At 66.6% G+C, this 12911-nt stretch carries 9 protein-coding genes and 1 pseudogene; 7 read left to right on the forward strand and 3 right to left on the reverse strand.

Annotated features, from left to right (window positions below):
- Window positions 1–147: 147 nt before the first annotated feature.
- Complete coding sequence (locus ACFZBU_RS04070; protein ID WP_391581909.1) at window positions 148–621, reverse strand: carboxymuconolactone decarboxylase family protein; 474 nt, start codon at window positions 619–621, stop codon at window positions 148–150.
- Window positions 622–1487: 866 nt separating this feature from the next.
- Between ACFZBU_RS04070 and ACFZBU_RS04075 the strand changes: the two genes are divergently transcribed.
- From ACFZBU_RS04075 to ACFZBU_RS04085, 3 genes are all read left to right on the forward strand, one after another.
- On the forward strand, window positions 1488–1667 hold the full coding sequence (locus ACFZBU_RS04075) for a hypothetical protein (RefSeq protein WP_391581910.1): 180 nt from the start codon (window positions 1488–1490) through the stop codon (window positions 1665–1667).
- Complete coding sequence (locus ACFZBU_RS04080) at window positions 1664–3463, forward strand: ferritin-like domain-containing protein (protein ID WP_391581911.1); 1800 nt, start codon at window positions 1664–1666, stop codon at window positions 3461–3463. Before ACFZBU_RS04075 ends, ACFZBU_RS04080 begins: the two co-directional genes overlap by 4 nt.
- A 916-nt stretch (window positions 3464–4379) precedes the next feature.
- A complete protein-coding gene (locus ACFZBU_RS04085; RefSeq protein WP_391581912.1) occupies window positions 4380–5294 on the forward strand; it encodes an MBL fold metallo-hydrolase in 915 nt (304 codons plus the stop codon).
- A 118-nt stretch (window positions 5295–5412) separates the two neighbouring features.
- On the opposite strand, the pseudogene ACFZBU_RS04090 reads toward ACFZBU_RS04085, so the two are convergent.
- A pseudogene (locus ACFZBU_RS04090) lies at window positions 5413–5850 on the reverse strand (transporter substrate-binding domain-containing protein); the annotation flags it as partial.
- Window positions 5851–5898: 48 nt separating this feature from the next.
- A complete protein-coding gene (locus tag ACFZBU_RS04095) occupies window positions 5899–6402 on the reverse strand; it encodes a hypothetical protein (protein ID WP_391581913.1) in 504 nt (167 codons plus the stop codon).
- Between the two features lie 1174 nt (window positions 6403–7576).
- Here ACFZBU_RS04095 and ACFZBU_RS04100 point away from each other — a divergent pair.
- The 4 genes from ACFZBU_RS04100 (at window position 7577) to ACFZBU_RS04115 (ending at window position 12765) form a co-directional block, all read left to right on the forward strand.
- Window positions 7577–8257: an HNH endonuclease gene (locus ACFZBU_RS04100; protein ID WP_391581914.1), complete on the forward strand. Its 681-nt coding sequence runs from the start codon at window positions 7577–7579 to the stop codon at window positions 8255–8257.
- Window positions 8258–9128: 871 nt separating this feature from the next.
- Window positions 9129–10343, forward strand: a complete 1215-nt coding sequence (locus ACFZBU_RS04105) for an ABC-three component system protein (protein WP_391581915.1) — start codon at window positions 9129–9131, stop codon at window positions 10341–10343.
- On the forward strand, window positions 10340–10825 hold the full coding sequence (locus tag ACFZBU_RS04110) for a three component ABC system middle component (RefSeq protein WP_391581916.1): 486 nt from the start codon (window positions 10340–10342) through the stop codon (window positions 10823–10825). Before ACFZBU_RS04105 ends, ACFZBU_RS04110 begins: the two co-directional genes overlap by 4 nt.
- Window positions 10822–12765 (forward strand): DUF3732 domain-containing protein, encoded by a 1944-nt coding sequence (locus ACFZBU_RS04115; protein WP_391581917.1) that lies wholly within the window; start codon window positions 10822–10824, stop codon window positions 12763–12765. The genes ACFZBU_RS04110 and ACFZBU_RS04115 overlap by 4 nt, the downstream gene beginning before the upstream one ends.
- Window positions 12766–12911 lie beyond the last annotated feature (146 nt).

A 12911-nucleotide genomic window follows, 5' to 3' on the forward strand; every position in this document is an offset into this window, starting at 1 on the left:
GCGGGGCCGGGGGCGGGCGGGGGCGGGCGCGCCCCCCCCACCCCCCGCCCCCCCCCGCCGGCGCCCGGCGTCCCGCGCCGGGGGGCGCCGGGGCCCCCCCCCCCCCCCCCCCACCTCTCGGCTACCGCCACTCGTGTGCCGGACGGATCAGCCGAACTGGCCGGGCTGGTAGTCCCCGGCGGGCTGCTGGTTGATGATGTTGATGCGGTTGTAGGCGTTGATGACGGCGATGAGCGAGATCAGTGCGACGAGCTGGTCCTCGTCGAAGTGCTTGGCGGCATTCGCCCAGGCCTCGTCCGTGACACCGCCGGCCGCGTCCGCGATCCGGGTACCCTGCTCCGCCAGCTCCAGCGCGGCGCGCTCGGCGTCGGTGAAGACCGTGGCCTCCCGCCAGGCGGCCACCAGGTTCAGCCGCTGCCCGGTCTCTCCCGCGTGGGCGGCGTCCTTGGTGTGCATGTCGGTGCAGAAACCGCAGCCGTTGATCTGGCTGGCACGAATCTTCACCAACTCCTGCGTCGTGCCGGGCAATGTCGAGTCCAACAGCACCTTGTTGGCCGAGTTGACATGCTTCAGCACCTTGCCGCCGAGAGAATTGCCGAAGTAGTCGAGACGTGCATTCATGGGGAGATCTCCTTGCCGGTTTTCGGTTACGTGCTACTGACCGGGCGACCCGGGCATCTGTGACATCCCCTCGTGGGTGTGTGTCTCGGTCGGTGTGCACGGACACGGTTCAGCGGTGTCCATGCGTCGGGTGGGCGGATCCAGGCGCCGGGCCGACCACATGGGGTGTGCGGCAAGCGGTTCCTCGCTGCGGGCGTCTCCGGCTGCCGGCGCATGCCGCTGCCACTCGCACTGACCGGGCAGCCGGCGAAGCTGTGCACATACGCACCCGCTGCGGGCCGAGCGTGCGCCGCAGGCCCGACGAGTCGGTGTGAACGAAAGGACGAGGCGACGTTCGCGAGGGTGAGTCACAACATCTGCGACTGTTCGGTCCAGCCGACAAGCCGAGACTGCCCTCGGCGTGCGCCGAGCGGCCGACCCGGAGAACGCCGGGACGTCTACCGTGCGTTGGCCGAGGCGACCGATCCCGGGTTCGACCTGGACCGGATTCCCGACGCGCGTGAGCAACTGCGCTCCGCGTACGAAATGTTGCATGTCAGGGTCGTGATTCGGGCTCGCGAGTCGGGGTCGTGATTCGGGCTCGCGAGTCGGGCTCGCGAGTCGGGCTCGTGATTCGGGCTCGCGAGTCGGGCTCGCGAGTCGGGGTCGTGATTCGGGTTTGCGAGTCGGGCTCGCGAAGCCGGTTGCCGACAGGAAAGAAGCGGGTGGCCCGCACGGATGTGACGCGGGTGCCGGCGGTCCGACCCCGGACAAGATGACGCATCCCGACTTGTCACATCGGTACGGGCTGCCCGGTCTTATCTCTCGTCCGGGTGGCGACGAAGTCCCCGGGAACAGGGAGGATCCGGCATGAAGATCGTGGTCACATGACCCCCGTCACCGGCAACGACGAAGACGACGAGTTCGACCTGGGAACGAGGATGGCACTCGGTGGCCTGATCGGCGCACTCTTCGACGACGGGGAGGCAGCGCCGGACCGGCGTTCACCCGAGCCGACCTCACCGGAGGAAACCGACCCGACGACCCGCGAAACGAGGGATCTGTGAACCACACGGCGCGGCGGCGACCCGACGACGTCTGCGCGGCGCCGCAGATCGCCACACTCGCGGATCTACGTGAACACCTGCAGTGGGCAATCGAGTTGGAGCATGCGACCTTGCCGCAGTACCTGTGTGCGCTGTACTCGCTGGAACGGGAACGAAACCCCGATGCCGTCCGGGCCGTGACCGGGGTCTTCGTCGAAGAGATGCTGCACCTGGCATTGGTCGCCAACCTGCTCAACGCGGTGGGCGGCCGGCCGGAGCTGGACACGCCGCGGATGTTGCCGCGGCACCCGCGACGGTTGCCGCACGGCGACCCGTCGCTGGAACTGTCGTTGCTTCCCTTCGGGCCCGCGGCGCTCGACCGGTTCCTCCGGCTGGAGCAGCCCGCGCCGCCGGACGCACCGGCGCAATCGGACCGATACGCGACGATCGGTCAGTTCTATGCCGCGATCGAGGACGGGCTGCGCGAACTGTGCGCCCGGCTCGGCGAAGAGGAGGTCTTCCGCGGCGATCGCGCCCGTCAGGTGCGGGAGTGCCATTTCCGGTACACCGCCGGCCGACTGGTCGAAGTCACCGACCTGGCCTCGGCATCGGCCGCATTGCAAGAGATCGTCGACCAGGGCGAAGGCCTGCTGCGTGGCCAGGTATGGGACGGTGACCAAGAGGTTCACCACCCCGAGCGGGAAGAGGTGGCGCACTACTACCGCTTCCAGGAGCTCCGGATCGGCCGCCGCTACCGGCGCGGCGACACGCCGCAATCCGGGCCGACCGGCGAACCGCTGCACGTGGACCCCGAAGGCATCCGCCGGATGCGGCCCAACCCGCGCCTTGACGACCACCCGCCGGGCAGCCCGATCCGTGCGGCGCAGGACGAGTTCAACCGCACGTACTGCGCCCTCCTGCATCAACTGGAGGAGGCGTTCGACGGCAGCCCGCAGCTGTTCCCGGTCGCCACGGGCACCATGTACCGCCTGCGGACGCAAGCCGAAATCCTGATGGCGATGCCGGACGGAGCGGGCACGACGGCCGGACCGACGTTCGACTACGTCCCGCCCGAGCTGCGCGGCGGACCGCCGAGCCAGGGACGGAGAGTCGTCGTGCTTCCCGACGGCCCGTACCTCGTCCACGGCGGCACCGCGCTGCGCCGCAAGACCAAGATCGTCTCCCCGGAGAACCAGGACGCGTTGACCTGGAAGACGGGCCCCGACCTGGAGACCGAGCCCACATACGCCCTGTGCCGGTGCGGCCACTCCCACACGAAGCCGTTCTGCGACGGAACCCACGCCCACATCGGGTTCGACGGGACCGAGAACGCCGTCGTCACGCCCTACCGCGAACTTCGGCACGTCCACGACGGCATCGGCATCTCGCTACAGCGTGTCGGCGAACTGTGCGTCCACGCCGCGTTCTGCGTCGGTGCCAAGCGGCCGATCGCCAAGATGCTCGACGACACCGACGACCCCGATGTGCGCTCCGACATCATGGGGCGGGTCGACCACTGCCCCTCCGGTTCCTACACGTACGCCCTGGAGCGCGATGGCGAAACCATCGAGGTCGACCTGCCGCAGGCCGTCTCGGTCCTCGAAGAAGAGGAAGGCCTGGCCGGCCCGCTGTGGGTCACGGGGGGAGTTCCGGTGCTTCGCGCGGACGGCAAGTACCTGGAAACCCGCAACCGGACGACCCTGTGCCGGTGCGGCCACTCCTCGACCAAACCGCTGTGCGACGGCACCCATCGCACGATCGGCTTTCGCGAGGAACCGAACGCCGCACACACCCCGAAGGAAGGGAAGACGCCGTGACCGACCACATCCTCGAACCTGCGCCCCGGTAGATCGCCCGACACCACGGCCAAGGCCCCTTCCGCTACGAGCCGGGGCCGGAGGGGGCCGCACGGTGCCGGACGGGCCCGCACGGTGCCGGACGGGGCCAGCAAAGTGCTGGACGGGGCCCGCACCGTGCCGGACGACATCCGGTCCCATCCGGTGGTCAAACCCGACGTCGACGACAAGTGGCCCACCGTGCCGGTCGATGTCGGCGCTGCACATGTGCGGATTGTCCAGCCCGTCGGGACGGCGGAGGGGTTCCTGCCGATCATCCTGTACGTGCACGGCGGAGGCTGGGTGCCCGGCAACGCGGACACCCGTGACCGGCCGGCCCGCGAGTTCGCCGTCGGCGCGTACCCGCCGTGGCGTTGGTGGAACACGACCGCTCGCCCGAGGTCCGCTACTCGGTCGCGATCGAGCAAGCGTACGCCGTCACGCGCCTCCTGGCCGCGGATGGTGCCGGAGGACGTTCGTGCGCCAGTAGCCATATGACCCCGTCACGGATTCCGCCCAAGTCACCGCCAACCACCGCGAGTTCGCCGACAGATCCATCCGACCGCGAAGGCCGTGGCCTGGTTCCGGTGGGGTTCCGGTGGGGGCTCGACGAGGCACCCCGACGCCGAAGTGCGCGCGGTGGCTCGTGACTTCATATCGGACCCCCGAAACCGGTGAAGCCCCTGCTCGGCCGGGCCCTCGCATCGTCTGCTATGGGCCGCATCCTCCCACCCCTAGGTGAAGCCGGGCACCCGGAGCCACGTGAGCCGGGAAAAGGCCGACCACGGCCTGCGGGTGTCACAAACCCGGGTGCCGTCCGGTCCTAAGGGACGACTGGACGTTGTGCCCCACGGCGCCGTCGATGTCTTCGATTCACACGCTTGCAGAGGAGAACACCATGAGCCAAGTCCACCTCGCACACTCTCATGCACCGGGGCATGACGACCTGGTTCCCTCGCGCTACCCGCTGAAGGTCGGCGACATCGATGTGACGGTGATCAGCGACGGCGTGCTGCCGATCACCACCACGACGCTGGCCACCAACGCCGCCGAGGAGGAACTTGCGGCCTGGCTCGGTGACATGTTCCTGCCGCCGGAGGTGTGCAACTGGCCGCTGAACGTCGCCGTGGTGCGCAGCGGTGACCGGACCATCCTCGTCGACGCCGGTCTGGGGACGGAGTTCCCGGGCTTCCCACGCGCCGGACAACTGGCCATGCGACTGGACGCCGCCGGGATCGATCCCGCGTCCGTGACCGACGTGGTGCTCACCCACCTGCACATGGACCACATCGGCGGGCTGCTCGTCGAGGGGCTGAGGGGCCGGCTGCGCCAGGACCTGCACGTCCACCTGGCGGCGGCCGAGGCCGAGTTCTGGGACGAGCCCGACTTCTCCCGCACCGTCATGCCGACACCGGTGCCGGGTGTGCTGCGAAAGACCGCCGCGCAGTTCCTGGACGTGTACCGCAGCCAGTTGCGGCCGTTCGAGACGGAGTACGAGGTGGCGCCGGGAGTGGTGATGCAGCGCACCGGCGGGCACACCCCCGGCCACAGCATCATCCGCCTGGAGTCCGGCGGCGACCGACTGACGTTCGCCGGCGACGCCGTGTTCCAGACCGGGTTCGACAAGCCCGACTGGCACAACGGCTTCGACCACGACCCCGAGAAAGCGGCCCGCGTCCGGTTCGCTCTCCTGACGGAGCTGGCGGCGAACGGCGGGCAACTGCTGGCCGCCCACCTGCCGTTCCCGTCCGCCTGCCACGTGGCGGTCGCCGGCAACGCCTTCCGTTTCGTACCGACCGTCTGGGACTACTGACCGCACTTCGGTCGGCGCCGACACGTGAGCAGCGCACGAGAGGCCGGCAGGCACGATGGACACGGTGCTTTGCGGGAGGTCCTGTGAGAGTGTCGTGAAGGCCGAACTGCCCGCTGCCGTGCACACCTTGCGGCCGGCCATCGAAGCGCAGAAGCCGGTGAGCGTCGAAGCCGGTGATCGCCCGGTCGTCGGTCTTGATCAGGAGTCCCTGCCCGCTGAGGAGATACGGGCCGGCGATCCCGACACTGTTCTTGCGTTCGTCGGCGATGACGTACAGGCAGACGTAGTAGTCGACTTCGCCCTTGATGATCGCGCTCAGTCGGTCCGGGCCGTCCACCGGTTCGAACCGGAAACGGTCCGGGCCGAACCCGAGACAGGCCGCGACAATCTCGGCGACCTCGATGTCGAAGCCCGCGTATTGCCCGGTCGCACCGTCCTTCGGATGCTCGATCAGGACCACTACACCGTGGACCCGGGTAACACCTGGTTCAGGGCGTGCGACCCGAGCCGGACGGAACTCCTCTGCACGATGGCAAAGCCCTGACCGACAGCTCACGGTCGGGCCGCCCTGCGCCTCGTGAACACGAGGCGTAGGGCCCGATGCTCAGTGAATCGGGGTCCAGTGCGCGAAGGCGTCCAGCATTCCGGGACGCTCGGGGTTGTCCCAGATCAGGCAACCCCATACGAGTCCGGGCACATCGTCGCGCATCAGGTTCGCGGGGCCGTCCGTCAGGGTGCGCAGAACGGCTTCGAGGTAGGCGGAGATCGACGGGCAGACCGCCTCCGTCACCGGCTGCTCCACGATCGACCAGTCTCCGACGCCGACGTCGCCGGCATAGCGACCCTGCTCGGGTCCGGCTTCGTCCCGGGTGAGCCAGGGGAGTACGCGGGCTCCGCCCCACATGTCGCCCGGCGCGCTCCGCCCGAGCATGGCGAGCCTCAAGTCCACAGCCTGCGCCAGGGAGAACATCACTCCGTGGGGCAGGAAAGCCCCGGAGCCGACCTCACCCTGCTCGTCATTCTCGATGTACTGGTGTTCCGTGCCACCGCACAGTCGCCAAAGCGCGTCCAGTTCCACGGGCAGGCCGAACCCGAGGTGCTGCTTCATCCGAGAGTCCGCAGCGGCGATCTCCTCGTCGGTCGCGGGCGGCAGAATCGAGGCATACGAGAGGGGAGCATGCTCGGCAAGCCACGCGGTAAGGGCCCGCCAAGCCACTGTGACCCGCTCGGCTTCGTCACTTGACCGAACCGACATTCGGCAACGCTACAAGGAGTCACATCGGCTTCACCACAGCCGAGGCTGGAGCCACCGCGAAAGGGGCGGGGTGGCGCCTTCGGTGACCTGCGTATCGACCGCGAGCGCACAATGCGCCGGTGTGCCTCCGATCGTCCCTGCCGTGCGGTCTCGGCCCAGGCGCGCACGCGCGGGCAACGCTTCCGGGGTCGGAGGGGACGAGCATGGTGAGCGCGTTCCGACCACCCACGTCGACGGCGAACCGGTTGAACTCCTGGACACGTCGGGGGATCCGCGCCGGCTGCCCGACGAGGCCCACGTGCCGAATTCGAGGACGCCACCGAGCCCGACGAGACAGGCATGGCGATCCGGCGGTCGAACAGCCCGGCTGGGAGCAACGTCCCGAACCAGAGCGAACTGCTCGGCTGAACAAGATCAACAAGGAATGTGAGAAATTGTGAGACGGTCGCCCCTGGAAATGACCAAGGACCCTGCCTCATCGAGGTGAAACAGGGCCCTGACCTGCGCCGGAGCGCGCAAACACCGTCGGGACGACAGGATTTGAACCTGCGACCCCTTGACCCCCAGTCAAGGAGACGGGGCATTTCCGCAGGTCAGGGGCACTTTACTGCTCAACGCGACGTTCGATTTCCAGTATATCGTGCCGTTTCGTGCATGGCGTGTGGTCCACAACTGGTCCACAGCGTCCGAGCGTTGGTGCCGTGCGTTCGTCTGGGTGCAGCGGTTTCGCATCGGAGTTCGACGACCCGAGCGACCAAGTCCTCCGGATCGTTGCTGGGTTCCTCGACCGGCAAAGGCATCCAACTTTTGGCAGCCCCGGCGGCGAGCAGTCGATTCTCGTTGTAGATGTAGTACTCGCGCATTTGTACGACCCGAACCACGCGTCCGGGTGGTTGTCCAGGCGCCGACAGATCAGCCGCCCACCGCCGAGCAGCCTCCATCCGCCCATGTCGAGTCGATGGCACACGCTCTGCATGTCAGTGCTTCCTCCTACGATCCCCGCGACCGAGTCACGGGAAGGATGCGGGTGGACAAGATCCGTCGTGGTGAGCGAGGTAAGCAGAAGACCTGGGAATGGCTCATGGTCCTGACAGCGCAGCGCGGACTCTGTACTTACTGTGGGCGGTCGCCTGCTACGACACTCGACCACGAGAAGCCCATCACAGATGGAGGACCCGATATCTGGTGGAACTTCGTTCCGGCCTGCGATGACTGCAATCGCTGGAAGAAGGGTCGCACCGCCAAGAGTTGGGTGGCGAACCTGGACCTGCACCACAGGTATCCGAAGGCGGGCTTCGCAACGCGAGCCATGCGTCCCGAGGTCTACGCCGGCATCACGAGGCGCGTTGAGCGCGTGCAGCGGGAGATAGCAGACACGGATCGCCGTGAGTGGTTCCGGTTGCACTACGGGACCGAACGGCATCAGAACAAGACGGAGTTGTCCAAGATCCTTGAGAGCTGCAAGGAAGAGTTGCGGGGCTATCCGCATCATCCCTGGCGAACGCCGAACCTCGGCACCTCTCGAAAAGTTTGTACTCGCCTGATGTGCTGTGGCTACCACCACCCGAAGGCGAAGTGGATGACTGCCTTCCTGGAGGGTGAGGAGTACGACGGCTTTCGGCGAGCTGTCTTCAACGAGCGCGCCCATGAGGGCGACGTACTGGGACGCCTCGTCAGGGAGTATCTCGCCGATAAGGATCGTGATTGAGGCGACGGAGCAGCGTAGTTGCGGCGGGAAGGCAGCATCCTGCCGGGTGCCGTCGGGACGCACCGAGAGGTCGGCAGGCTGGGCCCGCGGAGTCGAAGCTGGGTGCTCTGAACACTCCGGGTGTGGCTGCCTCGGGTAGGCCCAGGCTGCGGATGGGATAACCATGGGCAGCTTCGTAGTCCGAGTTGCCGGCGGGCCCGCACTCGACCATCACCGCTTACGGGAACTCGGTCACAGCGGAGCGGATTTCGTGAGTATCCACCTGCCGATGCTTCTCCACTCGTGTTGGCCACCCGAAACAGGTCTCGACGACACGACACTCGTTGCCTTCGCCCTCCGACCGATCCTCGTTTAACACCAGACGAACGGACAACACCGCACCCGACATCGCAATCGTCAACTCGCACAGCTTGCTCGGCATCGTCGTTGCCGCAATCGCTCCGGGTGATACGGCGAACCTGGATCCGACCTGCGTTGGAGACGCGACCCTGGCCCGTGTCTGAGTTGGCCCGGCGAACGCGCTGACGACGCCCACTCGTGTCAGCGCCGCTCTGGACGGTGCTCCCGCGGATCGAGCGCAGGCGGGCACCCATGTGCTTGTCCCGGCGGGTCTGCTGCCGCGCCCCGGTGCGCCGCGCGGCATCACCGACGCCCAGGCCGAGGAGATGGTGGTCCGCACCCTGTATGACGGTGCCGGGACCACGACATCATGATCACCGCTTACCGAACGGTTTGTCCGGGCCAGGGTCCCGCGCACCGGCCGGCGATGCCGCGTTGGGAATCGATTCGTCTTCCGATTTCCACAACCGGACGCTGTGCTGCCGATACGCTCTCGTGACGCAGGGTATGCCGGGTCGGGGGCGGGGATGCAATGAGCGGCAAGTCCGATCCCTTCGAGGCTTCTGCGGCGGCGCTCGGCTATCTGTATCAGTTGCGCATGGCCCTACTGGTGTGCGTCGAGCATCTCCAAACAGGTCTGGACTGGACAGTTGCCGTCGAGGCCGGCGACGACATCGAAACGGTCAGCGACACGGCCACAAACTGGTGGCAGCTCAAGCACCGCGCGCCTGGCACACGGATGACCGATGCCAGTAGCGACCTCTGGAAGACACTGCGCATCTGGGCCACGGCGGTCTCCGAGCAGCAGGTGGACCTGGAGCGGACGAACCTGTTTCTGCTGACGACTGGGATTGTGCCGACGGGATCCGCCGGTTCCTTCCTGGTGCCCAATCGGCCGGGCGGAGCGAGAGACGAAGCCGAAGCGCTCAAGCTGCTCAACACGGCGCGTGCAAACTCCGCTGCCAAGAGTTCGGCAGCCAAGGCCAACTTCGCTGCCTGGGACGCCTTGGACGCGAACCAGCGGTTGAGCCTGCTCAAACGTATCCAGGTGCTCGACGAGGCCAACGACATCACGAAGGCCGGCGAACAGCTGCAGGGCCGGGCCGCGCTGGTTGTCGGGCATATCCACGCATCGGCCTTCCTACAGCGGTTGGAAGGATGGTTTCTCCAGCGCTGCATCGCCCACCTGGCAGGCACAGGATCCGGGCCGGTCACAGGCGTTGAATTCGATGACATCTTCGACCAGCGGCGCAATCAGTTCCGCCCCGACAACCTCCCCATCGATGTCGACGTCGTCGACCTTCACGGCGAGGCGGCCGAGCACACGGAAAAGACCTTCGTACGTCAACTGACACTTGCCGGCATCGGCAACGCGCGCATCCGGATGGCCGTGAGGGACTACGTCCGCGCGTATGAACAGCGCTCTCGGTGGTCCAATGAGAACCTCCTCCGCCCCGGGGAACTCGGCGAGTATGAGAGACGCCTGGTCGAAGAATGGCAGAGACGTTTCAACGTGATGATCGACGACCTCGGCGAAGACGCAGCCGAATCAGAGATGCGCAGGGAGGCAAAGAAGATCTACGCCTGGGTCGAACAGGACGCCCGGTACAGAATCCGGCCCGGATGCGACGAAGCGTTCGTGACCACCGGCTCCTACCAAATGCTTGCGGACGAGGAACGGGTCGGCTGGCACCCGGACTTCGAAGCCAGGCTCATGGCCCTACTGGAGCCGGCGGAAAGCCGGTGAGCAGATCTGTGGACCTCAGTCGCGAGGAACGGGCCCTGTTCAACCCGGCATTCATGGCCCTCGTCAGCTGCCGTGTGGTGCAGGGCCACCAGAAGACGGGACCTTGCCCGCTGCCGGTCGCCATTACGTCAGCAGTGATGGCTCTGCAGCCGGCGATCCGGGGGCTCTTGCCGGGGACCACCGCGGCCAGCGTGGCAAAGTGGGTCGAGGAGAACCAGGCCATCCGTGTCGTCATGGCGGCCAACGCGCCGGGGCTGGCCAACATGGTCCGCCCTGGCATCCTTTTCGCGCTCCAGACTCAGCTGCTCAGCCTCGACGAGAGGGCACGCCTGACCCTGCGCCACCGTGCGATACCAACCGCGATCACCGGAACCTCCGATACGGTCATCGCGATTCAAAAGACCGCTCAGATGCTCGGCCGCTGGCTACCCACCGGCGGGAGTACGGCTACGGTCCTGACTCTGCTCGGAGTGCGCCTATGACCTACCAGATCAAATCATTGGCCCTGTACGGGCACCGTCCCGAGCAGCTGCGCATCCTTGCGTTGAACCCAGGCCGCCTCAACATCATCACCGGAGACTCCCGCACCGGGAAAACGTCAATCTGGACCATCACCGACTACTGCATGGGCAGCACCGACTACCCCGTCCGCGCCGGCAAAGTCCGTGATTACACCAGCGTCTTCGCCCTGCAACTTGTGCGCGGCGAACAGCAGTTGTTCATCGCTCGTCCGGCTCCCGAGAACAGCACCAGCCCAGCTCCGCGACTGTGTCTGCAGTTCCAAAACGCGGGGGCCCCGCCGCCGCCCCGCGACGGCATCGACTTCACCTTTCCTCTCGAGGCAGCCCGACGTCTACTCAGCGAGTTCTGCGGCATCGACCGGACCGTCCGCATCCCAGCGGCGCGCGGCACCACCATGTCGCCGTCAATTCGTCATGCCTTGTTCTTTTGCCTCCAAGCACAGAACGAAATCGCCAATCCTGACCATCTCTTCCACTCCCAGGGACACGAGTGGCGACCACAGGCCATCCGCGACACACTGCCATACTTCTTGGGAGCGGTCGAACCCGAACAAGCGGTGCGTCGTGCTCGACTCAAGCAGCTACGCGCCGAACTGAAGAACGTAGAGCGCCAAATTGCCCAGGCTATCCAGGCCGCTCCCGCGCCTGGGCAGGCCCGCGGACTGATAGCCGAGGCGGAGAGCGCGGGCCTCTTGTCCGAGCCGGTCGACGACATCGTCGGCTTCGACGAAGCACTGCGGATTCTTGCCTCCGCTCTCACCCGCACACTCGGTGAACTCGAGTATCCCGACTCCACCGACCACCGCGCCGTCCTGGACCGCGAGCGGCGGGAACTCCGCTCTCGGCATCAGCAGATCAGGTCGCGCATCACCGACCTTCGCCAAACATTGACCGAGGAGAACGACTACCTGGTTCAGGCCCGTGATCAGCGCGAACGACTCGCCTCGCTCGGCCTATTGCGGACCGCAGTCGACGCCACGAGCCCGCACTGTCCGGTGTGCGACAGTGTGGTTTCCTCGGCGCAGGAAACCACGCTGAGAATCCGTGAGGACCTGGAACGTCTGGATTCCGATGTTGCCTTCGTCAGCGACGACGCCCCTCTCATCCAAGGCATGATTGCTGTCGAGGAAGAGCGACTTCAGGAACTGCGTGCAGAGCTGGTCCGCAACCGCGAACATCGCGAAGCGCTTGACGCCGGCCTGCGTGAGGCCGCCCGCTTCCGCAGCCAGTCCCTACGCGCGGCGTCCGCCCAAGGCAGGATCAGTCTCTTCCTCGAAAACGCGGCCCGTGCCGAACACGCTCCGCCCGTCACCGACACACGCGAGGAACTGAAGCGGGAAATCGCCGACCTTGAGGAAGTACTCGGCTCGGACATGCAGGCCGATCGGCTAGCCAGCTGCCTCTCGTTGATCAACCACAAGATCACCACGAAAGCACGCATGTTGGGCTTGGAACACTCCGAATACCCGGTGCGACTGGACCTCCGCCGGCTCAGCGTCGTGGCGGACACGCCGCGGGGCCCGGTGCCGCTGAGCGACATGGGCAGCGGGGAGAACTGGCTGGGCTATCACATCGCCGCCTTGCTCAGCCTGCATGAGTGGTTTGACGAGCAAGGACGTCCCCTACCCCGAGTTCTGGTCCTCGACCAGCCTTCTCAGGTGTACTTCCCTTCCGACTACGACGGGCCTCAAGTGGATCTCGCGGGAGAGGACCGCGCCTCACTCCTACGGGTCTACCAGGCCATTACCGACACGGTGAGTCGTCTCGGCGGGAGGTTCCAGGTGATCGTGATGGAGCACGCGGACCTGGGGGACGACAGCTTCCGGGCTGGAGTCGTCGAACGATGGCGCGGCGGACAGGCGGCTCTCATCCCACCTAACTGGATTCTCCAAGACGACTGAGCCGACATCGCACCCGATGCCCGTGCGCGTGGCTGAGCAAAACAAGGGGGGCGGGCGGGACTCACCGGGATGAGGGTCGAGTACCGTGCGCGTGGCAGCCACCCTTCGTGGGCGTGCTCACCCGAGCGGCTCGCGCCGTGTGGACC

The organism is Embleya sp. NPDC008237 (genome assembly GCF_042956465.1).
GTDB lineage: Bacteria > Actinomycetota > Actinomycetes > Streptomycetales > Streptomycetaceae > Embleya.